Raw genomic sequence first — 25,558 nt, 5'->3', positions numbered from 1 at the left:
GACCAGCCGGCTCACGCGGCTGGATCGAGTCTGAGGTGGCCGTCACACCTGGCCGTACTGCTGGCCGTGGCGCAGCCAGCGGTCGAGCAAGGGGCTGACGTGCGCAGGCCAGCGTGCGAGCAGCGCCTGCGCCGCGTCGCGCACGGCCGGGAGCAGGTCGGCGTCGCGCATCAGGTCGGCAACCTTGAACTGTAGCAGGCCGGTCTGACGGGTTCCGAGCATCTCGCCGGGGCCGCGCAGTTCGAGGTCTTTCTCGGCGATGACGAAACCGTCGTTGGTTTCGCGCATGATGCCCAGGCGCTCGCGACCGATCTGCGACAGCGGCGGATGGTAGAGCAGCACACAATGGCTCGCGGCGCTGCCCCGGCCCACACGGCCGCGCAACTGGTGCAGTTGCGCCAGGCCCAGGCGCTCGGGGTTCTCGATGATCATCAGGCTGGCATTGGGTACGTCCACGCCGACTTCGATGACCGTGGTCGCCACCAGCAGCTGCAGGTTGCCGGCCTTGAACTCGGCCATCACCGCAGCTTTTTCCACAGGCTTCATGCGGCCGTGGATCAACCCGACGCTCAGTTCGCCCAAGGCGCTGCCCAGCTCTTCGAAGGTGCTCTGCGCCGCCTGGCAGGTCAGCTCTTCGGACTCTTCGATCAGCGTGCACACCCAATAGGCCTGGCGCCCCTCGGCGCAGGCGGCGCGTACCCGCTCGACCACTTCGAAACGCCGGCTGTCGACCACCAGCACGGTGTTGACCGGCGTACGCCCGGGCGGCAGCTCGTCGAGCACCGAGGTGTCGAGGTCGGCATAGGCGCTCATGGCCAGGGTGCGCGGGATAGGCGTGGCGGTCATGATCAGCTGGTGCGGGCACTGCTCGCCGTCCACGCCTTTCTTGCGCAGGGCCAGGCGCTGCTGCACGCCGAAACGGTGCTGTTCGTCGATGATGGCCAGGGCCAGACGCTTGAACTTGACCTCCTCCTGGAACAGCGCGTGGGTGCCGACCACCATCGGCGCGCCACCGGCGATCTGCTCCAGGGCGCTGACGCGGGCCTTGCCCTTGAGCTTGCCGGCCAGCCAGGCGACTTCCAGGCCCAGCGGCTCGAACCAGCGCTTGAAGGTGATGTAGTGCTGCTCGGCGAGAATCTCGGTAGGTGCCATCAGCGCCACCTGGTAACCGGCTTCCAGCGCTTGCAGCGCGGCGAGCGCCGCCACCACGGTCTTGCCGGCGCCGACATCGCCTTGCACCAGGCGCATCATCGGCTCGTGCAGGCTGAGGTCATAGGCGATTTCGTTGCCGACCCGCTGCTGCGCGCCGGTGGGGGTGAAACCGAGGTTGGCCAGGTACTGCGCCGGCAGGCGCGTGGCCCTCGGCAGGACCGGCGCACGCAGGCTGCGCAGGCTCTCGCGCAGGCGCTGCTGCGACAACTGGTGGGTCAGCAGTTCTTCGAAGGCCAGGCGGTGCTGGGCCCAGTGGTGACCTTCGGCCAGCTCGTCGACGTCGGCGTCGGCGGGCGGGTTGTGCAGGTAGCGGATGGCTTCGTCCAGCGGCGCCAGGTGGTAGTCGCGGATCAGTTCGGCGGGCAGCCAGTCGGGCAGGCTGCGCGGGCCGAGCATGGACAGGCTCTGCTGGCACAGGGCGCGCAGGCGCTGCTGGGTCAGGCCCTCGGTGCTCGGGTAGATCGGTGTGAGGGTCTGCTCCACCGGGGGCGAGGTGTCGTCGCCGGTCAGCGCGCGGTATTCGGGGTGGTAGATTTCCAGGCCCGAGGCACCGGGCCGCGCTTCGCCGTAGCAGCGCAGGTGGGTGCCGCGCTTGAGGCCTTCCTTCTGCGCATTGCTGAAGTGGTAGAAACGCAAGGTCAGCGTGCCGCTGCCGTCGCCCAGGCGCACCACGAGGCTGCGGCGCTTGCCCATGGTCACGTCGCTGCCGCTGACCACGCCTTCGACCACCGCGTCCTGGCCCGGACGCAACTCGCCGATGGGCACCACGCGGGTGCGGTCCTGGTAGCGCGCAGGCAGGTGGAACAGCACGTCCTGCAGGTTTTCCAGGCCGACCTTGGCCAACTTTTCGGCCATGGCCTCGCCGACGCCCTTGAGCGCGGTGACCGATACGTTCGACAGCTCGCTCATGCTCAGGCCGACTGCTCTGCCGACGGCTTGACCACCGAACACAGACGGATGGAGTCGGCGAGGATCTCGATCGCCTTGGGCCGCGGGAAGCTGGCGCGCCAGGCGATGGCCACGGTGCGCGTCGGTGCCGGCGCGGTCAGGGGCCGCACCTCGATGACGCCGGGTGCGTAATGATGGCTGTTGACCGCCGACAGCGGCAGGATCGACACGCCCAGGCCCGAGGCCACCATATGGCGGATGGTCTCCAGCGAACTGGACTCCACGGTGGTGTGGCGCGAGTCGCCGCCCTTGCTCAAGGTGGGGCAGGCCTCCAGCACCTGGTCGCGGAAGCAATGGCCTTCGCCGAGCAGCAGCAGGCTCTTGTCGTTGAGCTCCGCGGCGTCGATGGTCTTGCGCGCGGTCCAGGGGTGGTCGCTGGGCATCAGGGCGTAGAAGGGCTCGTCGTACAGCGGCAGGGTCAGCACGTCGGCTTCGTTGAACGGCAGGGCGATGATCACCGCGTCCAGTTCGCCGTTGCGCAGCTTGTCGCGCAGCACGTGGGTGAAGTTTTCCTCGATGTACAGCGGCATCTGCGGCGCGACGCGGTGCAGCTGCGGAATCAGGTGCGGGAACAGGTACGGGCCGACGGTGTAGATGGCGCCGACCTTGAGCGGGGCGGTGAGCTGGTTCTTGCCGGCCTGGGCCAGCTCGCGGATGCCCTGGGCCTGCTCGAGCACCTTCTGCGCCTGGGCGACAATGCCCTCACCGACCGGGGTCAGGCGTACGGCGCTCTTGCTGCGCTCGAAGATCAGTACGCCGAGTTCGTCCTCGAGTTTCTTCACGCCCACCGACAGGGTCGGCTGGCTGACGTGGCAGCGCTCGGCGGCGTGGCCGAAGTGCTGTTCCTGGGCGAGGGTGACGATGTAGCGGAGTTCAGTGAGGGTCATAACGTGCGTCCATGAAGTTGCGAGCCCAGCATAGCGGCTGCAATCGATAGACGCACGTTATCAGACCTGCCAAGTCATGGCAGAACCTGTGTTTCAGCGCCGGTCCAGGGAGTAGACGAACGGCGCCACCACCTCGATGCTGCCGTTGTTCAGCAACTCGGCGGGCGGTTTGGGCAACGGTTGCGCCCGGCGGATCATCTCCAACGTGGCACGGTCCAGCGCTGCGCTACCCGAACCCCCGGCCAGCGAGAAGGACAACACCTTGCCCTCGGCATCGACCACGAAGCGCAGGCGGTTGATGCCCTGCAAGCCGCGGCGGCGCGCATCTTCGGGGTAGCGCTTGTAGCGGGCCAGGTGGCGCAGCAGGTCGCTCTGCCAGGTCGGCAGCGCCTTGCTGTTGGAGGCGATGCTCGGCGCCGGGGCGGCCGACTTCTTCGGCGGCTCGGTGCTGGGCGGCGTCTCGGCCACTTGTTCGCTCGGCGGCTCTTCCTTGGGCGGCTCAGGCTTTTTCACAGGCTTGGGCGGCTGTGGCTTGGGCTTGACCTGTGGCTTGGGCGGCTTGGGAATCGCGATCTTGGGCTTGGGCGCCTCGGCGACCTTCGGCAGCGGCGGTTCCTCGACCGGTGTCGGTGGCGGTGGCACTACCTTGGGAGGGGGCGGTGGCGCAGGTTCGGGCAACGGCGCCAGCTCGACCATCATCGCTGCCGGTGGCAATTCGATGGGCTGGGGCACCGACCAGTCGAGCAGGAGCAGTACGGCAGCGGCATGCAGGCCGAGCACGAGGGCCAGGCTGCCGCCATAACGCGCCAGTGTTCGCCGCGTCTTCGTCATTTCTTCGCTGCCGTCTCTAGACCGACCAGACCGACCTTCAGGTAGCCGGCCGCACGCAGGGTGTTCATGACTTCCATCAGGTCACCGTAGTCCACGCCCTTGTCGGCCTGGAAGAAGAGGGTGGTTTCCTTGTCGCCCTTGGTCCTGGCGTCGAGCATCGGGCCGAGCTGGGCGTTGGTCGGCACCGGGTCGTCGCCGACGTACAGCTTCTGGTCGGCCTTGACGCTGACGAACACCGGTTTCTCCGGTCGCGGCGCAGGCTTGGCGGTCGAGGCCGGCAGGTCGACCTTGATGTCGACCGTGGCCAGGGGGGCGGCGACCATGAAGATGATCAGCAGCACCAACATGACGTCGATGAACGGCGTGACGTTGATCTCGTGGTTTTCGGCGAGGTCGTCCCCGCCCTCGTTAAGATGCAGGCCCATGGCTTACCCCATTTTCACCATGTGGGGGACGGTACGCTCGCCCTGGTGGTCGAGGTCGCGGCTGACCAGCAGCAGCACCTGCGCGGAAGCGTCGGACACCTGCGCCTTGTAGCCGGCGATGGAGCGAGCGAAGACGTTGTAGATGACCACGGCCGGAATCGCGGCGACCAGGCCCAGGGCGGTGGCCAGCAACGCTTCGGCGATGCCCGGCGCGACCACGGCGAGGTTGGTGGTCTGGGTTTTGGCGATGCCGATGAAGCTGTTCATGATGCCCCATACGGTGCCGAACAGGCCCACGAACGGCGCGGTGGAGCCGATGGTGGCCAGTACGCCGGTGCCGCTGCTCATGCTGCGGCCGCTGGCGGCGACCAGACGCTCGAGGCGGAAGCTTACGCGCTCCTTGATGCCTTCCTTCTCGCGGGCGTTGGCCGACAGGCGCATTTCTTCCAGGGCGTCGTGCACCAAGGTGTGGGCCAGGGTGCCTTCCTTGCTGGAGACGTCGCTGGCTTCCTTGAGGGTGGCGGATTTCTTCAGCGCGGCGATTTCATGGCGCAGGCGGCGCTTGGCGCCCATCAGCTCGAAGCCTTTGGCGATCCAGATGGTCCAGGTGATCAGCGAGGCGATGGCCAGGCCGATCATCACGATCTTCACCACGATGTCGGCGTTCTTGTACATGCCCCAGGGGGACAGGTCGTGGGCCATGCCCAGGCTGGTGTCTTCGACCAGGGCCTGAGTGTCGGCATTGCTGGCCGGGGCGGCGCTGTCGCCTGCTGGCGGAGCGACCGGCGCCTCGGCGGCGGGCGTTTGCGCGGCGGCGGCCGGGGCGCTGGCAGCGGCGGGAGCGGTGTTCGCGGCAGGTTCATCGGCCAGTGCCGCGGGTGCCAGGACCAGGCTGAACATCAGCGCGGCGATGGCGCGCCAGGCACGCGACGGGGTTGGCGAAGCGGAAGGGGAGATAGGTTTCATGCTGGCCGGACCTGATGAAGAAGAATTGACGTCACCACGGCCTCGCGGAAGGCCGAGAACAAAGAGGGCGCCATTATTGCAATTAATTCTTGTTAACAAAAGTAATAAGGTTTCTTTTTTGTCGGATCGTTGGACCTGGAACCTCAGGTGTGGCTAGGCTCAACCTTTGGATTTTGGAGCGGCACCATGTCAGAGCTGTACGCGATGCTTGTAGGATGCGGCGATGTAGGTGGGCGCCTGGCGCGTCGCCTGCTGGCCAAGGGCTGGGCAGTGAGCGGGTTGCGGCGCTCCGTCGAGCAGCTTCCCGAGGGCGTCATGCCGATTCGCGCCGACCTCGAACAGTCCGAACTGCCGGCGGCTTGGCCGGCGCGCTGCCCCGACTACCTGATCTACTGCGTTTCGGCCAACCAGCATGACGAAGCCGGTTACCAAGCGGCCTACGTCGAAGGTATGCGCCGCGTGTTGGGCTGGTTGGCCGATCAGGGCCAGCGCCCGCGTCGCCTGCTGTTCGTCTCCAGCAGCAGCGTATATGCCCAGCAGCAAGGCGAATGGGTCGACGAGGCGTCTGCCACCGAACCCGACGGCTATTCAGGGCGCCTGATGCTCGAAGCCGAGCGGCTGGCGCTGGACAGCGGCATCCCGGCCAGCGTGGTGCGCCTGACCGGTATCTACGGCCCCGGCCGGCAATGGCTGCTCAACCAGGTGCGCCAGGGCTACCGGGTGGCGCAGGAGCCGCCGCTGTACGGCAACCGCATCCATGCCGACGATGCCGCAGGCCTGCTGGCCTTTTTGCTGGAGCGGGACGCCCAAGGCGTGGCGCTGGAGGCGCATTACCTGGGCGTCGACGACGCGCCGGCGCCGCTGGCCGAGGTGGTCGCCTGGTTGCGCGAATACATGGGGGTGACGCATTGGTCCGACGAACAAAGGGTCAGGCGTTCGGGCAGTAAGCGCTGCAGCAATGCCCGGGCCCGTGCCTTGGGCTGGGTACCGCAGTACCCCAGCTACAAGGAAGGCTATGCGGCGATTCTGCAGGACAATGAAGGGTAGGTCTGGCTGACGGCGCCGAGCTTGGTCAGGTTTTCACCCGATCGAGCTCGGCGCGCGTTTTGGCGTTATTGCTTTTCCAGCACCCAGCGACGCTCGCCTGCCGCCAATTGCGGCATTTCGTTGGGCTGCGCGCGGTTCACGGCCTGGAAGATTTCCAGGGTCTTGCCGTCGCGTTTGAAGATCCACGGCGAGCCGCGCTGTTCGCGCTCCAGCCACAGGCTGTCGTTTTCGCCGCTCATGGTCGCGCAGTCGCCGGCCAGGCACAGCGCGTAGCGGTCCGGGCCCGGCAGGCCGGTGACCATGCCGTCGTCGCGGAACTGGGCGTAGTTGCCTTGCCCAGGGCCCTCGACGATTTTCCAGTTGCCGCCCAGGTAGCCCTGGTACAGGGCTTTCTCGAACGCGCCACCCAGCGGCGTGTTGGACGGTGCGCTGCTACGTTCGAACACCTGCTTGCCACCCAGTTTGCCGGGCGCCTGGACCAGCTCCTGGCCGTCCATGCTCAGCGATTCGCGCTGGCCGGCGTCGAAGGTGACCTGCCAATCGTTCTTGTCTGCCACCAAGTGGCCGTCGGCGGCTTCGAAACCGTTGCTCAGCGACGCCTTCTGTTGGTCGACATCGATTCGCCATTCCAGCACCGGGCCGTTTTCGGACAGGGCCTTGCGCAGGCTGGTGCCTTTGCTGGCGACGTCGATAGCGTGCTGGTTGATCCAGGTGCCCTTGAAGTCTTCGGGCTTGTGGCTGGCGCAGCCGCTCAGAACCAGGGCTGTCAGTGCGAGGGACAGGGCATGTTTCATGGTAGGGACCTTATTGCAGAGGGTGTGACGGACGCTGCGGCCCGTCAGCGGGGGCATCACTCGATGACGAGGATGGCGTCCATCTCGACCTGCGCGCCTTTGGGCAAGGCGGCCACGCCGATCGCGGCGCGGGCAGGGTAGGGCTGCTGGAAGTAGCGGCCCATCACTTCGTTGACAGTGGCGAAGTGGCTGAGGTCGGTGAGGAAGATGTTCAGCTTGACGATGTCCTTGAACGAGCCGCCGGCCGCTTCCGCAACCGACTTGAGGTTCTCGAACACTTGCACGGTCTGGGCTTCGAAGCCCTCGACCAGCTCCATGGTCTTGGGGTCGAGCGGAATCTGGCCTGACATGTAGACGGTGTTGCCGGCCTTGATCGCCTGGGAGTAGGTGCCGATGGCGGCCGGGGCCTTGTCGCTGGTGATGACAGTCTTGGTCATGATGACTCCTTGCGGTTGACGGACTACGCACGCATGCGGGTGATACGCACCACGCCGGTCAGCGTACGCAGCTTCTTGATCACGCGGGCCAGGTGCACGCGGTCGTGCACGCTGACCACCAGTTGGACCACGCTGATGCGACCGTCGCGCTCGTCCATGCTGATTTTCTCGATGTTGCCGTCGGCGGCGTTGACGCTGCTGGCCAGCAGGGCGATCAGGCCGCGCTGGTGTTCGAGTTCCACGCGCAGCTCGACGTTGAATTCGCCGGTGACGTCCTTGGCCCAGGAAAGCTGCAGGCATTTCTCCGGGTTGTGGCGGATTTCGCTGATGTTGCCGCAGTCTTCCAGGTGCACGACCATGCCCTTACCCGCCGACAGGTGGCCGACGATCGGATCGCCCGGAATAGGCGTGCAGCACCTGGCGTAGCTGAGCACCAGGCCTTCGGTGCCGCGGATCGCCAGCGGCCCTTCGGTCGCCGGCAGCGGCTCGCCTTCGCTGGAGACCAGGCGGCGCGCGACCACGTAGGCCATGCGGTTGCCCAGGCCGATGTCTTCGAGCAGGTCTTCGAGCAGTTCCAGACGGTATTCGTCGAGAATCGGCTGCACGCGCTCGGGGGCGATCTGGTCGAGGCTGCTGTCGAAGCCGGTCAGGACCTTGTTCAGCAAGCGCTCGCCGAGGTTGATCGACTCGGAACGGCGCTGCTGCTTGAGGGCGTGGCGGATGTGCGTGCGCGCCTTGCCGGTGACCACGAAGTTGAGCCAGGCCGGGTTGGGCCGTGCGCCGGGCGCGCTGACGATCTCGACCGTGGAACCGCTTTGCAGCGGTTCGGACAAGGGCGCCAGACGGCGGTTGATGCGGCAGGCGATGCAGCTGTTGCCCACGTCGGTGTGCACCGCATAGGCGAAGTCCACCGCCGTGGAGCCTTTGGGCAGCTCCATGATCCGGCCTTTGGGCGTGAAGACATAGACCTCGTCCGGGAACAGGTCGATCTTGACGCTCTCGATGAACTCCAGGGAGTTGCCGGCGCGTTGCTGCAGCTCGAGGATGCCCTTGACCCACTGGCGGGCACGAGCGTGGTTGCCCTTGGCCGGCTCGTCGCCGTTGGACTTGTACAGCCAATGGGCGGCGATGCCGTTGTTGGCCATCTCTTCCATCTCGCGGGTGCGGATCTGGATTTCGATGGGCACGCCGTGCATGCCGAACAGCGTGGTGTGCAGCGACTGGTAGCCGTTGGCCTTGGGGATCGCGATGTAGTCCTTGAAGCGCCCCGGCAACGGTTTGTACAGGTTGTGCACGGCGCCCAGCACGCGGTAGCAGGTGTCCACCTTGTCGACGACGATGCGGAAGGCATAGACGTCCATGATCTCGGTGAAGGCGCGGCGCTTGCCGCGCATCTTCTTGTAGATGCCGTAGAGGTGCTTCTGCCGGCCGCTGACCTCGCCTTCGATGCCGTCTTCGGCCAGGCAGTTGGCCAAGGAGTGCTCGATCTTGGCGACGATTTCCTTGCGATTGCCCCGCGCGCTCTTGACCGCGCGGTTGATCAGCGAGGAGCGCATCGGGTGCATGGCCTTGAAGCCGAGGTCTTCGAATTCCACGCGCACGGTGTGCATGCCCAGCCGGTTGGCGATGGGCGCGTAGATTTCCAGGGTTTCCTTGGCGATGCGCCGACGTTTCTCGCCCGACAGCACTTCCAGCGTGCGCATGTTGTGCAGGCGGTCGGCCAGCTTGACCAGGATCACGCGGATGTCGCGCGCCATGGCCATGGCCATCTTCTGGAAGTTCTCGGCCTGGGCCTCGGCCTTGGTCTCGAAGTTCATCTGGGTCAGCTTGCTGACCCCATCGACCAGCTCGGCGACGGTTTCGCCGAACTGCTGGCTGAGGGCTTCCTTGGCGATACCGGTGTCTTCGATGACATCGTGCAGCATGGCGGCCATCAGGCTCTGATGGTCCATGTGCATTTCGGCGAGGATGTTCGCCACCGCGAGAGGGTGGGTCACATAGGGCTCGCCGCTGCGACGGCGTTGGCCGTCGTGGGCCTGTTCGGCGTAGAAATAGGCGCGCCGGACCAGATTGACCTGTTCGGGCCCAAGGTAGTTCGACAGCCGATCGGCGAGGGCGTCTATGCTCGGCATGGGTTCACCTCTGGCACAGCATTCGGCGTCGACCTGGCTTCAATCAGACAGCCTCGTTGGACTCGTCTTCGAAGGCGGCGAATACCGGGTCTTCGGTGACGATTTCTTCAGCGGCCAGGAATTCGTTGGTGATGATGCCTTCGGCGATTTCGCGCAGGGCGACGACGGTAGGCTTGTCGTTTTCCCACGCCACGCGAGGCTCTTTGCCACCGGTGGCCAGCTGGCGAGCGCGCTTGGTCGACAGCATGACCAGCTCAAAGCGGTTATCCACGTGTTCAAGACAATCTTCTACGGTTACGCGGGCCATGGTGTTCCTCGGTAGCAAATACGGTGGGCGTGCCCAGGTTGGGCGGGCGGACTGGGTAGTTTAAAAAATCACCAGCCAATAGGGAAGCGCTGTTTTGCAGGGCGGCTCCCGCTGGCGTGCGATGAACGTCGGGGCATACGTCTAGCGTTGCAAGGCCTCGCGCAGCCGTGGGGTCAGCTCTTCGAACAGCGTCTGCACCGAGCGCAAGGCCCGGCAATCGGGGCGGGTCAATAGCCACAGCTGGGTGTCGCAACCTGGCAACGGCCCGCTCAGGGCTTCGATGCCCGGCAGGGTCGGCACGGTGAAGTCGGCCAGCGCCGCGACGCCCATGCCGCTGCTGACCAGTTGCGCCACGGTGGACATGCCGCTGCACTGGTAGCGCGGGATCAGGCTGGGGTGGTGCTGGTTGCGCCAGGCCACCGTGGGGTGGTCGGGCATCGAGTCGTCCGGTGTGATCCACGGCACCTGATGCATGCCTTGCGCCAAGGGTTCGCGCAGCTCCGGGCGACCGCACAGCACATACGAGGTCGAGCCCAGGCAGCGCCCGACCAGATGCTCCGGCGGCGCGTTGGTCAGGCGCAGGGCGATGTCGGCATCGCGCCGGCTGAGGTTGGCGAAGGTGTTGGAGGTGCCCAGTTCCAGCGACAGCGCCGGATAGTTGGGCATGAAACTGGCCAGTGCCGGCAGCAGCAAACCGTGCAGCACCGCTTCGGTGCAGGTCAGGCGTACCGTACCGCTGACCACCTGTTCGCCACTGGTCATGGCGATGCGCGCCGCCTGCAACGCCACCTCCGCGCGTTCGGCCTGCTCGGCCAAGGCCTGCGCCGTGTCGGTGGGCAGATAGCCCTTGCGGCTCTTGACGAACAGCGCGGTGCCCAGCGACGACTCCAGCCGCCTTATGGAGCGGAACACCGTCGAGACGTCGACCTTGAGCAGTTCCGCCGCCTTGGCCAGCGAGCGTCCGCGCTCCAGGGCCAGGACCAGGGAGAGGTCGGCATGGGTAATCTGATATTGCATGGATGCACGCTCTGCTTGCCTAAATGCCAGTGTCTGTTGCGCGGAGGCCATTTTATAGTGAATCTGCATCCGGGAATCAATCGGCGGGCCACAGGCCCACGCCCCTCGACGGGCACTGAACAATAACAACACCCCGCGTCCTCCCCCTTGTCGCATGTGCCGCTCGGCGTATTCCGCGACACGGCTGCGAATCGGAGGCCGTACGGCCATGACGGTGGTATCCCTTGTCTACGACCCTGTTCGCGTCAACCGCTCCGCGCCTTGCCCTGGCTCAATGCCCTGGTCGCACCTCCAATCCCCACGCTCTTTTCATCGACTCGCCTTCACAGGCCGAGCTGCATCATTACAATGACGCCCCCGGTGTGGGCCATGCCTGCGCGCCGCACTGCGACGCTGCGCAAGCCCCACGCCGCGCCGCGCGCTGAAGCCGGTCGATGACCGTGCCAGCCTCAAGCCAGCAACTCCCGGTACCCGAGCGCACGCCTGCATGCAGGGCCTGTGAAAACACTACCCATAGCAATGGCAGGGACTCATGAGCGACTACACACACGCCGATCGTCCTCCGGCTGCGTCCGGGCAAGCCGGTGGCGCCACCGCCTCGTCGGGCAAAGGGCTGGCCAAGGGCAGCCTGGGCCTGCTGGCCAGTGTGGTGCTGGGCATTTCCACCATCGCGCCGGTCTACACCCTGACCGGCGCGCTTGGGCCGACCGTGCGCGAGGTCGGCGCGCACTTGCCTGCGGTGTTCATCGTCGGCTTTCTGCCGATGCTGCTGGTCGCCTTGGGCTACCGCGAACTCAACGCCGCCGAGCCCGACAGCGGCACCTCCTTCACCTGGTCGGCGCGTGCCTTCGGGCCGATGATCGGCTGGATCGGCGGTTGGGGCCTGGTGGTGGCGACCACCATCGTGTTGTCGAACCTCGCCGGTGTGGCGGTGGATTTCTTCTACCTGTTCCTCGCCCAGATCACCGGCGAGCAAAGCCTGGCCGCCTTGGCGGACAACCTGCTGATCAACATCGGCACCTGTTGCGCCTTCATCGCCTTGGCGGTGTGGATCTGTTGCCGCGGCATGGGCACCACCATGACCGTGCAGTACGGGCTGGTGGCCTTGCAGCTGCTGGTGCTGATCGGCTTCGCCTTCGCCGCCTTCGGCGAAACCGCGGCGCCGCCACCGCTGGCGTTCGAGCTGTCGTGGTTCAACCCGTTCGGCGTCGAGAGCTTCTCGTCCTTCGCCGCCGGGTTGTCGTTGTCGATCTTCATCTTCTGGGGCTGGGACGTGTGCCTGACGGTCAGCGAGGAGTCCGTCGGCAGTGAGGAAGTACCCGGCAAGGCGGCCACCTGGACGGTGCTGCTGATCCTCTGCCTGTACCTGCTGACGGGCATCGCCACCCTGCAGTTCGCCGGCATCAGCGAGGTCGGTCTGGGCCTGGGCAATCCGCGCATTCAGGAGAACGTCTTCGCCCACTTGGCCGGCCCGGTCATGGGGCCGCTGGCGATCATGATGTCGGTGGCGGTGCTGGCCAGTACCGCCGCCTCGCTGCAATCGACTTTCGTGTCGCCTGCGCGCACGTTGCTGGCCATGGGTTACTACGGCGCCGTGCCACGGCGTTTCGCCAAGGTCTGCCCGCGCTCGCAGACGCCACGCTACGCCACCATCTGTGCCGGCGTCGCGGCGGCGGCGTTCTACGTCACCATGCGCAGCCTGAGCGAGAACGTGCTGGCCGACACCATCACCGCGCTGGGCATGATGATCTGCTTCTACTATTCGCTGACGGCCTTCGCCTGCGTCTGGTATTTCCGCCGCAGCCTGTTCAGCAGTGTGCGGCACTTCGTGATGCGCGGCCTCTGTCCACTGCTGGGCGGCGCCATCCTGTCGGTGATTTTCGTACGCACGGCCATCGACAGCGCCTCGCCGGACTTCGGCAGCGGTTCGCATGTGGGCGGCTTGGGGCTGGTGTTCGTGATCGCGGCGATCATCTCGCTGCTGGGGATCGTGCTGATGGTGCTGTCGCGGCTGCGGGCGCCGGCCTACTTCCTTGGCGCCACCTTGCGCCAGCAGGCGACGCTGCACCTGCCGGACTGAACAGGGGCTCTGGCGAGCCCCTCGTGTCTCTCAGCTGACCAGTTGTTCGAGCAGCGCCCGGTGGCGCTGCTGCTGTTTGCGCAGGCATACGCGGTTGGCCAGGAACACCGCTTTGAGCTGATCCAGGGCGGTCTGGAAATCGTCGTTGATGATCACGTAGTCGAATTCGTCGTAATGACGCATCTCGCTGACCGCTTCGCTCATGCGCCCGGCGATGATCGCTTCGCTGTCCTGGCCGCGGCCGTCCAGACGCTGGCGCAGTGCCTCCTTGCTCGGCGGCAGGATGAAGATCGACAGCGCTTCGGGCATCAGCTTGCGCACCTGCTGCGCACCCTGCCAGTCGATCTCCAGGATCAGGTCGAAGCCTTCGTCGAGGGTCTGCTGCAAGGCGCTGAGCGAGGTGCCGTAGAAGTTGCCGAACACTTCGGCATGCTCCAGGAAATCGCCTTGCTCGATCATCGAGCGGAAGCGTGGCTGGTCGACGAAGTGGTAGTTCACCCCGTGCTGCTCGCCCGGGCGCATGGCGCGGGTGGTGTGCGAGACCGAGACGCGAATGTTCGCGTCGCCGCTGCCAGGCGCGGTGAGCGCCGAAACCAGGCTGGTCTTGCCGGCCCCGGAGGGGGCGGAAACGATATAGAGGGTGCCGCTGCTGTGGTTCATCGTGGGATGGCCTTACTCGATGTTCTGTACTTGTTCACGCATCTGTTCGATCAGCACCTTGAGGTTGACGGCCGCTTGCGTGCTGCGCGGGTCGAAGGCCTTGGAGCCGAGGGTGTTGGCTTCGCGGTTGAGCTCCTGCATCAGGAAATCCAGGCGCCGACCGGCTGCGCCGCCGGACTTGAGCACGCGGCGCACTTCGGTGATGTGGGTTTCGAGGCGGTCGAGCTCTTCGGCGACATCGCTTTTCTGCGCCAGCAGGACCATCTCCTGCTCCAGACGCTGCGGGTCGAGCTCGGCCTGCATGTCGTGGAAGCGGTCGAGCACCTTTTGCCGTTGGGCGGCCAGCATCTGTGGCACCAGGGTGCGGAGGATGGCGACTTCCTGGCTCATGGCGTCGAGCCGCTCGCCGATCAGGCGGGCCAGTTCCTGGCCTTCGCGCACGCGGCCCGCGAGCAGTTCCTTGAGCGCTTCGCCGAACAGGCCCAAAGCCTCGGCGTTGAGTGCTTGCGGATCGTTGGCGTCGGCCACCAGCACGCCCGGCCAAGCCAACACTTCCAGGGGGTTGAGCGGGGCCGGCTGCTGGATCAGGCCGGCCACCGTTTCGGCGGCGGCGACCAGTTGTGCGGCGCGCTCGCGATCGACCTGCAGCGGCTTGCCGGCGGTTTCTTCGGCCAGGCGCAGGGTGCATTCGACCTTGCCGCGCGACAGACCTTGGCGCAGGCCTTCGCGCACCGCGCCTTCGAGGTCGCGCAGGGCTTCGGGCAGGCGCAGGTGGGGTTCGAGGTAGCGGTGGTTGACCGAGCGCAGCTCCCAGGTCAGGGTGCCTTGGCTGCCGGCGCGCTCGACGCGAGCAAAAGCGGTCATGCTGTGCACCATGGGAAACGACCTCGCGAAGGGTAGATGAAAAGGAAAGCGTTCGGGCTGCAAGGCGCGGGATTGTAGCGCAGTGCGGCAGTGCCGCCCAAGCGGCCCTTGGGGCGCCGCGACGGCCAGTCGAATCCGGCGTTGGCGAGGGGCAGGGCGGCGCGCCGCGACGATAGGCATGTCGCCATCGAGCGCGCATCCCTATAATGCTCGGCAGATTCGAACCCCGGTACAGGAACTCCAGATGAAACGTCCAAGTGGTCGCGCCGCCGACCAACTCCGCTCGATCCGCGTCACCCGCCACTACACCAAGCACGCCGAAGGGTCGGTGCTGGTCGAGTTCGGCGACACCAAGGTGATCTGCACCGTCAGCGTCGAAAACGGCGTTCCGCGTTTCCTCAAGGGCCAGGGCCAAGGCTGGCTGACCGCCGAATACGGCATGCTGCCGCGTTCCACCGGCGAGCGTAACCAGCGCGAAGCCAGCCGTGGCAAGCAAGGCGGCCGCACTCTGGAAATCCAGCGCCTGATCGGCCGTTCGCTGCGCGCGGCGCTGGACATGAGCAAGCTCGGCGACATCACCCTGTACGTCGACTGCGACGTGATCCAGGCCGATGGCGGCACCCGTACCGCGTCGATCACCGGCGCCATGGTGGCCCTGGTCGACGCCCTGCGCGTGATCAAGAAGCGTGGCGGGCTCAAGGGCGGCGACCCGCTCAAGCACATGATCGCGGCCGTTTCCGTGGGCATGTACAAGGGCGAAGCGGTACTGGACCTCGACTACCTCGAAGACTCCGCCGCCGAGACCGACCTGAACGTGGTCATGACCAGTGCCGGCGGCTTCATCGAAGTCCAGGGCACCGCCGAAGGCGCGCCGTTCCAGCCGGAAGACTTCAACGCCATGCTGGCCTTGGCACAGAAGGGCATGAACGAGATCTTCGAACTACAGACGGCCGCATTGGCCGACTGAGTTCTTTGCAGACACGAAAAAGCCGACATTGCTGTCGGCTTTTTCGTGTCTGGGCCAGCCCTAGGGGCTGTGCGAAAAGCCTAGATGGTCAGCGTCCAGTCGTAGTCCACGATCAGTGGCGCGTGCTGCGAGAAGCGTGGCTGGCGCGGCAGGCGTGCGCTACGGACGAAGCGGCGTAGGCCCGGCGTGAGCAGCTGATAGTCGAACCGGTAGCCCAAGTTGAGCATCTCGGCCTGCTCGTTGTCCGGCCACCAGCTGTACTGGTCGCCTTCGCGGCTGACTTCGCGCAGCGCATCCACATAGCCCATGTCGCCCACGATGGAATCGATCCAAGCGCGCTCGGGGGGCAGGAAACCGGGCGACTGTTGGCTGTCGCGCCAGTTCTTGATGTCCAACTTCTGCTGCGCCACATACAACGAGCCGCAATAGATATATTCGCGGCGCTTGCGCCGCTGTTTATCCAGGTACTTGCCGAAGTCGTCCATCAACTTGAACTTCTGGTTCAAGTCCGCGTCGCCGTTCATGCCCGAAGGCAAGAGCAGGCTGGCAATACTGACTTTGTCGAAATCCGCTTGCAGGTAACGTCCGTAACGGTCGGCTGCCTCGAAACCCAGGCCGGTGATGACTGCCTTGGGCTGCATCCGCGAGTAGAGCGCCACACCCCCTTGGGCAGGCACCTCCGCGTCGCAGGCATAAAGGAAATAGCCATCGAGCTGGAAAGCTGGGTCGTCGAGTTCACAGGCCGAGGCGCGGGTGTCCTGCAGGCAGATGACGTCGGCATTCTGGGCTTGAAGCCAGCTGAGCAAACCCCGCTCGGCCGCCGCCTGAATGCCATTGACGTTCACACTGATGATCCGCATAAATGGCCCCATAAATCTCGTGCGTGTATGATACCCGAGCTCAACCCATTTAGCTAAATCCGTAATATTCGGGACTTACATGCAACCGTATCAGCGTGACTTCATTCGTTTTGCCATCGATCGCGGTGTTCTGCGCTTCGGTGAGTTCACGTTGAAATCGGGGCGTACCAGCCCTTATTTCTTCAACGCCGGTCTCTTCAACAGCGGTTCCGCCCTGGCGCAACTGGGCCGCTGCTACGCCGCCGCCATCGTCGACAGCAAGATTCCCTTCGACGTGCTGTTCGGCCCCGCCTACAAGGGCATTCCCCTGGCGGCGGCCACGGCCGTGGCGCTGGCCGAGCAGCATCAACTCGACGTGCCCTGGTGCTTCAACCGCAAGGAAGCCAAGGACCACGGCGAAGGCGGCAGCCTGGTCGGCGCGCCGCTGGCCGGCGACGTGCTGATCATCGACGACGTGATCACCGCCGGCACCGCCATTCGCGAAGTGATGCAGATCATTTCGGCGCAAAACGCCAAGCCGGCCGGCGTGCTCATCGCCCTGAACCGGGAAGAGCGCGGCAACGGCGAGCTGTCGGCGATCCAGGAAGTGGAACGCGATTTCGCCATCCCCGTGGTCAGCATCGTGTCGCTGACCCAGGTGCTGGAGTTCCTGGCCGACGACCCGCAGCTCAAGCAGCATCTGCCTGCGGTCGAAGCCTACCGGGCGCGCTACGGCATCTGAGCCTGGGCAACGAAAAAGGCGACCTTCGGGTCGCCTTTTTCATGCCTCATGCAGGGTCAGTCCGTGCCGTACTTCGGCGAGCGTGGCCCGTAGAGGATGCCGCCGTTGGGATGGGGCGAGAGCAGGCGCGCGCTGGTGATGCCGGCGATCGGGTAACCGGCGTCGTCCTGGGCGCTGCTGACGATCTGGTTGACCGCCGCCATGATCAGCATGCCGATCAGGCCTCCCTGGTTCTGCTGGTTTTCCGCGCTGGAAGCCGTCGCGCTGCCGGTCCACAAGGTCGAACCGGTCTTCAGGTCGACCAGTTTGGCGCTCGCCGTCACGGTGGTGGCGCTGCTGATCACCATGTAGCTCGTGCCATAGTCGCTCACCGTCACGTACAAGCCGGCGTCCGCGCCGAAGATCTCGTGCAGCTTGCGGGGCTGCAACTGGTGCACGTCTTCAGGTTGGGTCATGCCGTTCTGGTTGAAGGTCTCGGCCACCAGCGCCACCGGCATGACGTAGTAACCGGCCTCCGCCAGCGGATAGGTGACCTGCGAGAGCATGCTGTAGGTGGCTTTGACGTCCGGCGACTGGTTCAGCGGTGGCAGGACCAGGATCGACTTGGGGCGGCTCTGTTTGTAGGCCGAATAGTCGACGCTCTGGCGTTCGGCACAACCGACGAACAAGGCCAGCACGCAGGCCCCCACGAGCCAACCGGCAATTTGCTTGATCATGGCTTGGCTCCTTGGCGGGCGTTGCTCAGCAGAAAGTCCATGTAGGCCGCCGATTCAGGAAACAGCGCCTTTTCCGTCAAGAACTGCTGAGCCATCTGATCGTCCTTGCCCAGCCCCGAATACAGCAGGCCCAGTTGTGCGTGGTAGCCCGGCGGTACGGCGCCGTTCTTGGCCTTGATTTTCTCCAGGTCGCGCTCCAGCGCCAGCACCTGCTCTTCCTTGGACTGGCCGTTGAAGTACTGGTAGACCTGCGGTTGGTAGCTTTCCCACTGGTACAGCGGTTTGGGGGCGTTGCAGCCGGCCAGCAGCAGGCCGGCCAGCACGAGGCCGGCGCCATTGCGCCAGGCCACGAGGGGGATGTTCATCGAAAGGCTTCCTTGTCGCAGCGCCGCTTACTGGGCGCGGGGGTTCCATTGACCGTTGTCCACGGCCGTGACCAATTTGTTGACCGCCTCGCGCATGGCCAGGTCGAGCACCTTGCCATTGAGCGTGGAGTCATAGCTCGCGGTGCCGCCGAAGCCGACGATCTCGCGGTTCGACAGGGCGTACTCGCCTGCGCCTTGCGTGGAATACACCACTTCCGAGGTGCTGATGTTGACGATGTTCAGCGCCACCTTGGCGTAGGCGATCTGGGTCTTGCCGCGGCCCAGGATGCCGAACAGCTGGTGGTCGCCGACTTCCTTGCGGCCGAACTCGGTGACATCGCCGGTCACCACGTAGTCGGCGCCGCGCAGGCGTTGCGCCTGGCCCTTGATCGACGCTTCCTGCTGCATTTCGCTCATGTTGTCGCGGTCCAGCACGCTGAAGCGGTTGGTCTGCTGCAAGTGGGTGATGAGGATGGTCTTGGCCTGGCCGCCGAGGCGGTCGACGCCGTCGGAGAAGATGCCGCGCATGTAGCTGGAACGGTTGTCGAACTTGCCCACGGCGATGGGCGCACGCACGCCGCTGTAGGGACGGTTGACGCTGTCGACCTGCTGTACGGCGACGGCGGTAGAGGTTTCGGTGGCACAGCCAGCCAACGACCCGATAGCGATGGCGGCTGCCATCACGAGTCCATGTGATGCGTATTTCACGCTGTTTCTCCAGGGTTTACGAAGTATGGGCCCCAGGCGCGCGCCTGGGGCGTAAAGCCATCAGGCGTTCGGCGCCTGCTGCTTGTTGGTGATCAGGGTGCCGACCCCGCTGTCGGTGAAGATTTCCAGCAGCACGGCGTTGGGCACGCGGCCATCGACGATGTGCGAGGTGGTCACGCCGCCCTGCACCGCTTCCAGGGCGCATTTGATTTTCGGCAGCATGCCGCCGTAGATGGTGCCGTCGGCGATCAGCTCGTTGACCTGCTCGGTGGTCAGGCCCGTGAGCACCTTGCCTTGCTTGTCCATCAGGCCTGCGATGTTGGTCAGCAGCATCAGCTTCTCGGCTTGCAGCGCTTCGGCCACCTTGCCGGCCACCAGATCGGCGTTGATGTTGTACGACTCGCCGTCGGCGCCCACGCCAATGGGGGCGATCACCGGGATGAAGTCGCCGCGCACCAGCATGTTCAGCAGCTCGGTGTTGACCCCGACCACCTCGCCGACATGGCCGATGTCGATGATTTCCGGCGAAGTCATTTCCGGGGTCTGACGGCTGACCTTGAGCTTCTTGGCGCGGATCAGCTCGGCGTCCTTGCCGGTCAGGCCGATGGCGCTGCCGCCATGGCGGTTGATCAGGTTGACGATGCTCTTGTTGACCTGCCCGCCGAGGACCATTTCCACCACGTCCATGGTCGCGGCGTCGGTGACGCGCATGCCATCGATGAAGTGGCTCTCGATGGACAGACGCTTGAGCAGGTCGCCGATCTGCGGGCCGCCGCCGTGCACCACCACCGGGTTGATGCCCACGGCCTTCATCAGCACGATGTCGCGGGCGAAGCCGGTCTTGAGCTCTTCGCTCTCCATCGCGTTGCCGCCGTACTTGATGACCAGGGTCTTGCCGACGAAACGGCGGATGTAGGGCAGCGCTTCGGACAATACCTTGGCGACTTGGGAAGCGGCATCGCGTTCGAGGGTCATGCGGGGCTCCAGGCAGGACAGAGAGTCGGTCAGAATGGCAGTTGCAGGTCGGGTGCGACCCGCAGCAACTGCGTGCGGAAAATGTGCTTGATGCGTTGCAGCTGCGCTGGGTCGTCGGCCTCGAAGCGCAGCACCAGCACCGGCGTGGTGTTGGAGGCGCGCACCAGGCCCCAGCCATGGGGATAGTCGACGCGCACGCCATCGAGGGTGGTCAGGCGCGCTTCGCCCCAGTCGGCGTCGCGTTGCAGCGCAGTCATGATGCTGAATTTACCGGCGTCGGTCACATCGATGTTGATTTCCGGGGTGGAAATATCGTTGGGGAACGTTGCAAACAGCGTTTCGGCGTCGACTTCGCTGTGGCTGAGGATCTCCAGCAGGCGCGCGGCGACGTACAGGCCGTCGTCGAAACCGTACCAGCGCTCTTTGATGTACAGGTGGCCGCTCATCTCGCCGGCCAGCAGCGCGCCGGTCTCCTTCATCTTCTTCTTCATCAACGAATGCCCGGTCTTCCACATGACCGGGCGGCCGCCGCAGGCCTCGATCAGGGCGGGCAGGCGCCGGGTGCATTTGACGTCGAAGATCACCTCGGCGCCTGGGTGGCGCGCCAGCACGTCCTGGGCGAAGAGCATCAGCAGGCGGTCGGCGTAGACGATGGTGCCGCGATTGGTCACCACGCCCACGCGGTCGGCATCGCCGTCGAAGGCAAGGCCGATGTCGGCGCCGGTTTCCCTGACCTTGGCGATCAGCGCCTGGAGGTTCTCGGGCTTGCCGGGGTCGGGGTGGTGGTTGGGGAAGGTGCCGTCGACCTCGCAATACAGCGGCGTGACGGCGCAGCCGAGCGCGCTCAGCAGTTGCGGGGCGATGACGCCGCCCACGCCGTTGCCGCAGTCGATCACGGCCTTGAGCGGGCGGGCCAGACGTACGTCGTCGACGATGCGCTGCTGGTAGCGCGCGAGGATGTCGACCCGCCGCACCTGGCCTTCGCCCTGGCTCAGGTCGTTGGTCTGCAAGCGCGTCAGCAGCGCCTGGATCTGCTCGTTGGCCAGGGTGTCGCCGGCGATGACGATCTTGAAGCCGTTGTAGTCGGGCGGGTTGTGGCTGCCGGTGAGCATCACCGCCGAGCGGCCGGGCAGCACATGGCCTGCGTAGTACAGCGCGGGCGTGGGCAGCATGCCGACGTCGCTGACCTGGCAGCCGGCGTCGACCAGGCCGCGAATCAGTGGCTCGACCAGCAGCGGCCCGGACAGCCGCCCGTCACGGCCCACCGCCACCTGCGGCTCGCCTTGGGCCAGGCTCTGTGCGCCGATGGCGCGGCCGATCCAGTAGGCGGTGTCGGGGTGCAGGTCGCGGCCGACCACGCCGCGGATGTCGTAGGCGCGGAAGATACTGGCCGGCAGGGTGGTGGGCATGGGGCTCATGGGTTGTGCTCTGGCAAATCGCTCGTGGCGCGGGACGCTGTTCGGCGCCCATGTGCTCGATCGGTTCGAACACGGGCGCCCTTGTCGGCCGACGGTGCCGCTATCGGGTGCCCGAGTGGCCGAAGCCCCCTTCGCCGCGTTCGGTGGCGGCGAAGTCCTCGACGATCTCGAACTGCGCCTGCACCACCGGCACCAGCACCAGCTGGGCGATGCGCTCGCCGACGGTGAGGGTGAAGGGCGCATGGCCGCGGTTCCAGCACGAGACCATCAGCTCGCCTTGGTAGTCCGAGTCGATCAGGCCCACCAGGTTGCCGAGCACGATGCCGTGCTTGTGGCCCAGGCCCGAACGCGGCAATACCAGCGCAGCCAGGCTCGGGTCGCTGATGAAGATCGACAGGCCGGTGGGAATGAGCAGGGTCTGGCCGGGTTCGAGGACGGTGTCGTGCTGCAGCAGGGCGCGCAGGTCGAGGCCGGCGGAGCCGGGCGTGGCGTATTGCGGCAGCGGGAAATCGCTGCCCAGGCGGGGGTCGAGGATCTTGGCTTGAAGAGCGTGCATGGAGCTTATTGAACCTGATTGAGTCGTTCGGCGATGAAGCCGACCAGTTGCCGGGCGATCTTGCCCTTGCTGGTCTGCGCGAAGAGGGTTTGCTGCTGTTGGCGGTCGATCACGGTCAAGGCGTTTTCCTCGCTGTTGAAGCCAATGCTGGGATTGGCCACGTCGTTGGCGACGATCAGGTCGAGGTTCTTGTCCTTGAGCTTGCGCGTGGCGTAGTCGAGCAAATGCTCGGTCTCGGCCGCGAAGCCTACGCTGAACGGGCGATCGCTGCGACCGGCCAGGGTGGCGAGGATATCCGGATTGCGCACCATCTGCAGCAGCATGCCGTCGCCGGTTGTGGGATCTTTCTTGAGCTTTTGCGGGGCGATGACTTCGGGGCGGTAGTCCGCGACCGCAGCGGAGGCGATCAACAGGTCGCAGGGCATGGCCGTTTCGCAGGCCGCGAGCATGTCGCGCGCGCTCACCACGTCGATGCGCGTGACGCGGTCAGGCGTCGGCAGGTGCACGGGGCCGGTGACGAGGGTCACCCTGGCCCCGGCTTCGGCCGCCGCTTCGGCCAGGGCGAAGCCCATCTTCCCGGAACTATGATTGGTGATGTAGCGCACCGGATCGATGTTTTCCTGGGTGGGACCTGCCGTGATCAACACATGCTTGCCGGTCAACGACTGGCGTTTGAAGCTTTCCGCCGCGCACCAGGCCAGGTCGGTGGCCTCGAGCATGCGCCCCAGCCCGACGTCGCCGCAGGCCTGGCTGCCCGACGCCGGGCCGAACACCTGGAGGCCGCGCTGTTGCAGCAGCGCCAGGTTGGCCTGGGTGGCCGGATCGCGCCACATGGCCTGGTTCATCGCCGGAGCGACCGCCACGGTGGCGTCGGTGGCCAGCACCAGGGTGGTCAGCAGGTCGTCGGCCATGCCCTGGGCCAGGCGCGCCATCAGGTCGGCAGTGGCCGGGGCGATGAGCACCAGGTCGGCCCATTTGGCCAGTTCGATGTGGCCCATGGCAGCTTCGGCCGCAGGGTCGAGCAAGTCCAGGTGCACCGGGTGGCCCGACAGGGCCTGCAGCGTGAGCGGGGTGATGAACTCGGCACCGCCGCGGGTCATGACCACGCGTACCTGCGCGCCATGTTCCAGGAGCCGGCGAATCAGCTCGGCGCTTTTGTAGGCGGCGATGCCGCCTCCCACGCCCAGCACGATGCGCTTGCGATACAGCCGCTGCATAGAAAGGCCTTTTTCCAGAGAAAGCATGCGGCGACGAATCTGCCTGCGGCGGATCGTCGCATTTACGGGACGAAATAGGTTAACACAGCGCCCAAATACGCCGCATCAGCACACAAGGAGCGACGATGAACATCAGGGAGTGGCCGTTGGCGGAGCGGCCGAGGGAGAAACTGCTGAAAAAGGGTGCCAACACGCTGTCGGACGCCGAATTGCTGGCGGTGCTGCTCGGTTCCGGGTTGCCCGGCCGCAACGTGGTCGACCTGGCGCGTGGCTTGCTCGCGCGCTTCGGTGGCCTGCGTCAGTTGCTCGAAGCCGATAGGGCGGCGTTTCTCGGCGAAATGGGGCTGGGGCCGGCACGTTACGCCCAGTTTCAGGCTTTGCTCGAAATCGGCCGAAGGCACCTGGCCGAGTCCATCGAGCGCGGGCCGGCGTTGGAGTCGCCGGCCCAGGTCCGGCGCTACTTGAAGTCGATGATGCGGCACGAAGCCAGCGAAGTGTTCGCCTGTCTGTTCCTCGACATACGCCTGCGGCCATTGGGTTTCGACGTGCTGTTCCAAGGCACCATCGATCGCGCCAGCGTGTTCCCGCGCGATGTGATCCGCCGCACACTGGCACGCAACGCGGCGGCCGTCATCCTCTGCCACAACCACCCTTCGGGTCTGCCCGAACCCAGCCAGGACGACCTGCGCCTGACCTTAGCGCTGAAGTCGGCGCTGCGGGTCATCGACGTGCGCGTGCTCGACCACATCATCGTCGGCGACGAAGAGCCATACTCGATGGTCGAGCATGGCTGGTTCTCGACCGACTGAGGCTTAATTGACGCTGACCTTGGTGAAGTCCAGGCGTCCGAACGGGCTCACCTGATAGTGCTCGACGCCTTTGCGCAGCAAGGTGGAAGCGGACGGATGCGCCAGCGGCAACCACAGCGCCTGCTGCTGGATCAGCGTTTGCGCCTGCTGGTACAGGCGGCTGCGCACGCTCTGGTCGGCGGTGGTGCGGCCGGCGCTGATCAACTGGTCGAGGCGTGGGTCGCAGAAGCGCGCGAAGTTGGTGCCCGACTGCACAGCGGCGCAGGAAAACTGTGGGGTGAGAAAGTTGTCCGGGTCGCCGTTGTCGCCGGCCCAGCCCATGAACAGCAGGTCGTGCTCGCCTTTCTTGGCGCGGCGGATCAACTCGCCCCACTCGATCACGCGGATTTCCGCCTTGATACCGAGCTTGGCGAGATCGGCTTGCAGCATCTGCGCGCCCAGGCTCGGGTTGGGGTTGAGCAGGCTGCCTGACGGGCGCGTCCAGATCGTGGTGCTGAAGCCGTCGGCAAGGCCGGCCTTGGCCATCAGCGCCTTGGCCTTGGTCAGGTCGGTGGGGTAGCCGGGAAGGTTCTTGGCGTAGCCCCAGGTGGTCGGCGGGTAGGGGCCGTCGGCCACGGTGCCGGTGTTCTCGAACACGGCTTGCAAGTAGGCCTTCTTGTCGAACGCCAGATTGATGGCCTGGCGCACCTCGGGCTTGTCCAGCGGCGGGTGCTGGCTGTTGAAGGCCACGAAGGCGGTCATGAAGGCTGGCGTGCTGGCCACTTGCAAGGCGCTGTCCTTCTGCGCTTCGGCGATGTCCAGCGGCTTGGGCGACAGCGCCACCTGGCACTCGTTGCGTTTGAGCTTTTGCAGGCGCACGGTGGCGTCCGGCGCGATCGAGTAGATCAACGGGTCGACGGCCGGTTTGCCGGCGAAATAGTCGGGGTTGGCGCGGTAGCGCACCAGGGCGTCCTTCTGGAAACGTTGGAACACGAAAGGGCCGGTGCCGATGGGTTGGCTGTTAAGCTTGTCGGGCGTGCCGGCCTTCATCAGCTTGTCGGCGTATTCGGCCGAGTAGATCGAGGCAAAGCCCATGCTCAGGGTGGCGAGGAAGGTGGCGTCGGGGTGGTCCAGGGTGAAACGCACGGTATTGGCCGTAGGCGCTTCGACCGACTTGATCAGGCTGCCCAATTGCAGCGACTGGGCATGCGGGTAGCCGCCCGGGGCGGTCTTGTACCAGGCGTGGGCCGGGTAGAGCATGCGCTGGAAGCTGAACAGCACGTCGTCGCTCTGCAGCTCGCGGCTGGGCTTGAAGTAGGCCGTGCTGTGGAACTTCACCCCTTTGCGCAGAGTGAAGTCGTAGGTCAGCCCATCGGGCGAGATGCTCCAGCTCTGGGCCAGGCTCGGCACGACCTTGCCCTGTGCAGCATCGAACTCCACCAGACGGTTCATCAGCACGTCGGCCGAGGCGTTGGTGGTGGTCAGCGAGTTGTACTGCACCACATCGAACCCTTCGGGGCTGGCCTCGGTGCATACCACCAGCGGGGCGGCCTGAGCGATGCCTGCGGCGAACAGTGAAGAAAACGCGAAGCAAAGCGCGGCGGCACGCATGGGGAAGTCCTCGATGGGTCGGTGGCTATCGGCCGGTTCTGGCTGGAAA

26 protein-coding genes are annotated in these 25,558 nt (G+C 65.6%); 5 read left to right on the top strand and 21 right to left on the bottom strand.

Going from position 1 to position 25,558, the window contains the following annotated elements:
• Window positions 1-42 precede the first annotated feature (42 nt).
• From recG to exbB, 5 genes are all read right to left on the bottom strand, one after another.
• Entirely contained in the window at window positions 43-2,121 is a 2,079-nt protein-coding gene (gene recG / locus B4M43_RS11025; protein WP_296266932.1) for an ATP-dependent DNA helicase RecG, read from the bottom strand.
• A gap of 2 nt (window positions 2,122-2,123) precedes the next feature.
• On the bottom strand, window positions 2,124-3,047 hold the full coding sequence (locus tag B4M43_RS11020; protein ID WP_296266931.1) for a hydrogen peroxide-inducible genes activator: 924 nt from the start codon (window positions 3,045-3,047) through the stop codon (window positions 2,124-2,126).
• Between the two features lie 93 nt (window positions 3,048-3,140).
• On the bottom strand, window positions 3,141-3,878 hold the full coding sequence (locus B4M43_RS11015; RefSeq protein WP_296266929.1) for an energy transducer TonB: 738 nt from the start codon (window positions 3,876-3,878) through the stop codon (window positions 3,141-3,143).
• Window positions 3,875-4,303: a TonB system transport protein ExbD gene (gene exbD, locus B4M43_RS11010; RefSeq protein ID WP_296266927.1), complete on the bottom strand. Its 429-nt coding sequence runs from the start codon at window positions 4,301-4,303 to the stop codon at window positions 3,875-3,877. The genes B4M43_RS11015 and exbD overlap by 4 nt, the downstream gene beginning before the upstream one ends.
• Window positions 4,304-4,306: 3 nt before the next feature.
• Complete coding sequence (exbB, locus tag B4M43_RS11005) at window positions 4,307-5,269, bottom strand: tonB-system energizer ExbB (protein WP_296266924.1); 963 nt, start codon at window positions 5,267-5,269, stop codon at window positions 4,307-4,309.
• A 186-nt stretch (window positions 5,270-5,455) separates the two neighbouring features.
• Between exbB and B4M43_RS11000 the strand changes: the two genes are divergently transcribed.
• Window positions 5,456-6,316: an SDR family oxidoreductase gene (locus B4M43_RS11000; protein WP_296266922.1), complete on the top strand. Its 861-nt coding sequence runs from the start codon at window positions 5,456-5,458 to the stop codon at window positions 6,314-6,316.
• A 65-nt stretch (window positions 6,317-6,381) separates the two neighbouring features.
• Here the strand turns inward: B4M43_RS11000 and B4M43_RS10995 are convergent, their stop codons facing one another.
• From B4M43_RS10995 to B4M43_RS10975, 5 genes are all read right to left on the bottom strand, one after another.
• Window positions 6,382-7,110, bottom strand: a complete 729-nt coding sequence (locus B4M43_RS10995) for a hypothetical protein (RefSeq protein ID WP_296266920.1) — start codon at window positions 7,108-7,110, stop codon at window positions 6,382-6,384.
• A 56-nt stretch (window positions 7,111-7,166) separates the two neighbouring features.
• Complete coding sequence (locus tag B4M43_RS10990) at window positions 7,167-7,547, bottom strand: RidA family protein (RefSeq protein WP_296266918.1); 381 nt, start codon at window positions 7,545-7,547, stop codon at window positions 7,167-7,169.
• Between the two features lie 23 nt (window positions 7,548-7,570).
• Window positions 7,571-9,679, bottom strand: coding sequence for a bifunctional GTP diphosphokinase/guanosine-3',5'-bis pyrophosphate 3'-pyrophosphohydrolase (spoT, locus tag B4M43_RS10985; RefSeq protein ID WP_296266916.1), 2,109 nt, complete (start codon window positions 9,677-9,679; stop codon window positions 7,571-7,573).
• A 43-nt stretch (window positions 9,680-9,722) separates the two neighbouring features.
• Window positions 9,723-9,986, bottom strand: coding sequence for a DNA-directed RNA polymerase subunit omega (rpoZ, locus tag B4M43_RS10980; protein WP_101322874.1), 264 nt, complete (start codon window positions 9,984-9,986; stop codon window positions 9,723-9,725).
• Between the two features lie 141 nt (window positions 9,987-10,127).
• Window positions 10,128-11,003 carry a LysR family transcriptional regulator gene (locus B4M43_RS10975; RefSeq protein ID WP_296266911.1) on the bottom strand — a complete coding sequence of 292 codons (876 nt, stop codon included), beginning with the start codon at window positions 11,001-11,003 and terminating at the stop codon, window positions 10,128-10,130.
• Between the two features lie 532 nt (window positions 11,004-11,535).
• Here B4M43_RS10975 and B4M43_RS10970 point away from each other — a divergent pair.
• Window positions 11,536-13,083 carry an APC family permease gene (locus tag B4M43_RS10970; RefSeq protein WP_296266910.1) on the top strand — a complete coding sequence of 516 codons (1,548 nt, stop codon included), beginning with the start codon at window positions 11,536-11,538 and terminating at the stop codon, window positions 13,081-13,083.
• A 30-nt stretch (window positions 13,084-13,113) separates the two neighbouring features.
• Here the strand turns inward: B4M43_RS10970 and gmk are convergent, their stop codons facing one another.
• A complete protein-coding gene (gene gmk / locus B4M43_RS10965) occupies window positions 13,114-13,743 on the bottom strand; it encodes a guanylate kinase (protein WP_296266909.1) in 630 nt (209 codons plus the stop codon).
• 12 nt (window positions 13,744-13,755) lie between these two features.
• Window positions 13,756-14,619 carry a YicC/YloC family endoribonuclease gene (locus B4M43_RS10960; protein WP_296266907.1) on the bottom strand — a complete coding sequence of 288 codons (864 nt, stop codon included), beginning with the start codon at window positions 14,617-14,619 and terminating at the stop codon, window positions 13,756-13,758.
• Window positions 14,620-14,851: 232 nt separating this feature from the next.
• Between B4M43_RS10960 and rph the strand changes: the two genes are divergently transcribed.
• Window positions 14,852-15,574 (top strand): ribonuclease PH, encoded by a 723-nt coding sequence (gene rph / locus B4M43_RS10955; protein ID WP_296266905.1) that lies wholly within the window; start codon window positions 14,852-14,854, stop codon window positions 15,572-15,574.
• A gap of 80 nt (window positions 15,575-15,654) precedes the next feature.
• Here rph and B4M43_RS10950 read toward each other — a convergent pair whose 3' ends face one another.
• Window positions 15,655-16,434, bottom strand: a complete 780-nt coding sequence (locus B4M43_RS10950; RefSeq protein ID WP_296266903.1) for an exodeoxyribonuclease III — start codon at window positions 16,432-16,434, stop codon at window positions 15,655-15,657.
• Between the two features lie 79 nt (window positions 16,435-16,513).
• On the opposite strand from B4M43_RS10950, the gene pyrE reads away from it, so the two are divergent.
• On the top strand, window positions 16,514-17,155 hold the full coding sequence (gene pyrE / locus B4M43_RS10945; protein ID WP_296266902.1) for an orotate phosphoribosyltransferase: 642 nt from the start codon (window positions 16,514-16,516) through the stop codon (window positions 17,153-17,155).
• A 56-nt stretch (window positions 17,156-17,211) separates the two neighbouring features.
• Here the strand turns inward: pyrE and B4M43_RS10940 are convergent, their stop codons facing one another.
• From B4M43_RS10940 to coaBC, 7 genes are all read right to left on the bottom strand, one after another.
• Window positions 17,212-17,871, bottom strand: a complete 660-nt coding sequence (locus tag B4M43_RS10940) for a DUF799 domain-containing protein (protein WP_296266900.1) — start codon at window positions 17,869-17,871, stop codon at window positions 17,212-17,214.
• Window positions 17,868-18,236, bottom strand: coding sequence for a DUF4810 domain-containing protein (locus B4M43_RS10935; RefSeq protein WP_296266898.1), 369 nt, complete (start codon window positions 18,234-18,236; stop codon window positions 17,868-17,870). Before B4M43_RS10935 ends, B4M43_RS10940 begins: the two co-directional genes overlap by 4 nt.
• 27 nt (window positions 18,237-18,263) lie before the next feature.
• The gene (locus B4M43_RS10930) at window positions 18,264-18,917 is read right to left on the bottom strand and encodes a CsgG/HfaB family protein (RefSeq protein WP_296266896.1); all 654 of its coding nucleotides are present in this window, start codon (window positions 18,915-18,917) and stop codon (window positions 18,264-18,266) included.
• A gap of 87 nt (window positions 18,918-19,004) precedes the next feature.
• Entirely contained in the window at window positions 19,005-19,919 is a 915-nt protein-coding gene (argB, locus tag B4M43_RS10925; protein ID WP_296266894.1) for an acetylglutamate kinase, read from the bottom strand.
• A gap of 29 nt (window positions 19,920-19,948) precedes the next feature.
• Window positions 19,949-21,337, bottom strand: coding sequence for a phosphomannomutase/phosphoglucomutase (locus B4M43_RS10920; RefSeq protein ID WP_296266892.1), 1,389 nt, complete (start codon window positions 21,335-21,337; stop codon window positions 19,949-19,951).
• 100 nt (window positions 21,338-21,437) lie between these two features.
• Window positions 21,438-21,893 (bottom strand): dUTP diphosphatase, encoded by a 456-nt coding sequence (dut, locus tag B4M43_RS10915; RefSeq protein ID WP_296266890.1) that lies wholly within the window; start codon window positions 21,891-21,893, stop codon window positions 21,438-21,440.
• A 5-nt stretch (window positions 21,894-21,898) separates the two neighbouring features.
• On the bottom strand, window positions 21,899-23,110 hold the full coding sequence (gene coaBC, locus B4M43_RS10910) for a bifunctional phosphopantothenoylcysteine decarboxylase/phosphopantothenate--cysteine ligase CoaBC (RefSeq protein ID WP_296266888.1): 1,212 nt from the start codon (window positions 23,108-23,110) through the stop codon (window positions 21,899-21,901).
• 125 nt (window positions 23,111-23,235) lie between these two features.
• Here coaBC and radC point away from each other — a divergent pair, with 125 nt between their 5' ends.
• A complete protein-coding gene (gene radC / locus B4M43_RS10905; RefSeq protein ID WP_296266886.1) occupies window positions 23,236-23,919 on the top strand; it encodes a RadC family protein in 684 nt (227 codons plus the stop codon).
• A gap of 3 nt (window positions 23,920-23,922) precedes the next feature.
• Here radC and B4M43_RS10900 read toward each other — a convergent pair whose 3' ends face one another.
• On the bottom strand, window positions 23,923-25,509 hold the full coding sequence (locus B4M43_RS10900; protein WP_296266885.1) for an ABC transporter substrate-binding protein: 1,587 nt from the start codon (window positions 25,507-25,509) through the stop codon (window positions 23,923-23,925).
• Between the last annotated feature and the right edge of the window lie 49 nt (window positions 25,510-25,558).

This window comes from Pseudomonas sp. UBA6562 (assembly GCF_002434265.1).
Lineage (GTDB): Bacteria > Pseudomonadota > Gammaproteobacteria > Pseudomonadales > Pseudomonadaceae > Aquipseudomonas.
This window is presented reverse-complemented; position numbering and strand designations above follow the sequence as displayed.

What these genes read in the sequence shown, in the direction of transcription:
- B4M43_RS10900 (WP_296266885.1), bottom strand. Translation starts at nt 25,509, where the DNA reads ATGCGTGCCGCCGCGCTTTGCTTCGCGTTTTCTTCACTGTTCGCCGCA.
- gmk (WP_296266909.1), bottom strand. Translation starts at nt 13,743, where the DNA reads ATGAACCACAGCAGCGGCACCCTCTATATCGTTTCCGCCCCCTCCGGG.
- recG (WP_296266932.1), bottom strand. Translation starts at nt 2,121, where the DNA reads ATGAGCGAGCTGTCGAACGTATCGGTCACCGCGCTCAAGGGCGTCGGC.
- B4M43_RS10995 (WP_296266920.1), bottom strand. Translation starts at nt 7,110, where the DNA reads ATGAAACATGCCCTGTCCCTCGCACTGACAGCCCTGGTTCTGAGCGGC.
- rpoZ (WP_101322874.1), bottom strand. Translation starts at nt 9,986, where the DNA reads ATGGCCCGCGTAACCGTAGAAGATTGTCTTGAACACGTGGATAACCGC.
- B4M43_RS11015 (WP_296266929.1), bottom strand. Translation starts at nt 3,878, where the DNA reads ATGACGAAGACGCGGCGAACACTGGCGCGTTATGGCGGCAGCCTGGCC.
- B4M43_RS11000 (WP_296266922.1), top strand. Translation starts at nt 5,456, where the DNA reads ATGTCAGAGCTGTACGCGATGCTTGTAGGATGCGGCGATGTAGGTGGG.
- B4M43_RS10920 (WP_296266892.1), bottom strand. Translation starts at nt 21,337, where the DNA reads ATGAGCCCCATGCCCACCACCCTGCCGGCCAGTATCTTCCGCGCCTAC.
- B4M43_RS10960 (WP_296266907.1), bottom strand. Translation starts at nt 14,619, where the DNA reads ATGGTGCACAGCATGACCGCTTTTGCTCGCGTCGAGCGCGCCGGCAGC.
- B4M43_RS11020 (WP_296266931.1), bottom strand. Translation starts at nt 3,047, where the DNA reads ATGACCCTCACTGAACTCCGCTACATCGTCACCCTCGCCCAGGAACAG.
- B4M43_RS10935 (WP_296266898.1), bottom strand. Translation starts at nt 18,236, where the DNA reads ATGAACATCCCCCTCGTGGCCTGGCGCAATGGCGCCGGCCTCGTGCTG.
- spoT (WP_296266916.1), bottom strand. Translation starts at nt 9,679, where the DNA reads ATGCCGAGCATAGACGCCCTCGCCGATCGGCTGTCGAACTACCTTGGG.
- exbD (WP_296266927.1), bottom strand. Translation starts at nt 4,303, where the DNA reads ATGGGCCTGCATCTTAACGAGGGCGGGGACGACCTCGCCGAAAACCAC.
- pyrE (WP_296266902.1), top strand. Translation starts at nt 16,514, where the DNA reads ATGCAACCGTATCAGCGTGACTTCATTCGTTTTGCCATCGATCGCGGT.
- B4M43_RS10950 (WP_296266903.1), bottom strand. Translation starts at nt 16,434, where the DNA reads ATGCGGATCATCAGTGTGAACGTCAATGGCATTCAGGCGGCGGCCGAG.
- B4M43_RS10970 (WP_296266910.1), top strand. Translation starts at nt 11,536, where the DNA reads ATGAGCGACTACACACACGCCGATCGTCCTCCGGCTGCGTCCGGGCAA.
- rph (WP_296266905.1), top strand. Translation starts at nt 14,852, where the DNA reads ATGAAACGTCCAAGTGGTCGCGCCGCCGACCAACTCCGCTCGATCCGC.
- dut (WP_296266890.1), bottom strand. Translation starts at nt 21,893, where the DNA reads ATGCACGCTCTTCAAGCCAAGATCCTCGACCCCCGCCTGGGCAGCGAT.
- B4M43_RS10990 (WP_296266918.1), bottom strand. Translation starts at nt 7,547, where the DNA reads ATGACCAAGACTGTCATCACCAGCGACAAGGCCCCGGCCGCCATCGGC.
- exbB (WP_296266924.1), bottom strand. Translation starts at nt 5,269, where the DNA reads ATGAAACCTATCTCCCCTTCCGCTTCGCCAACCCCGTCGCGTGCCTGG.
- argB (WP_296266894.1), bottom strand. Translation starts at nt 19,919, where the DNA reads ATGACCCTCGAACGCGATGCCGCTTCCCAAGTCGCCAAGGTATTGTCC.
- coaBC (WP_296266888.1), bottom strand. Translation starts at nt 23,110, where the DNA reads ATGCAGCGGCTGTATCGCAAGCGCATCGTGCTGGGCGTGGGAGGCGGC.
- radC (WP_296266886.1), top strand. Translation starts at nt 23,236, where the DNA reads ATGAACATCAGGGAGTGGCCGTTGGCGGAGCGGCCGAGGGAGAAACTG.
- B4M43_RS10930 (WP_296266896.1), bottom strand. Translation starts at nt 18,917, where the DNA reads ATGGCAGCCGCCATCGCTATCGGGTCGTTGGCTGGCTGTGCCACCGAA.
- B4M43_RS10975 (WP_296266911.1), bottom strand. Translation starts at nt 11,003, where the DNA reads ATGCAATATCAGATTACCCATGCCGACCTCTCCCTGGTCCTGGCCCTG.
- B4M43_RS10940 (WP_296266900.1), bottom strand. Translation starts at nt 17,871, where the DNA reads ATGATCAAGCAAATTGCCGGTTGGCTCGTGGGGGCCTGCGTGCTGGCC.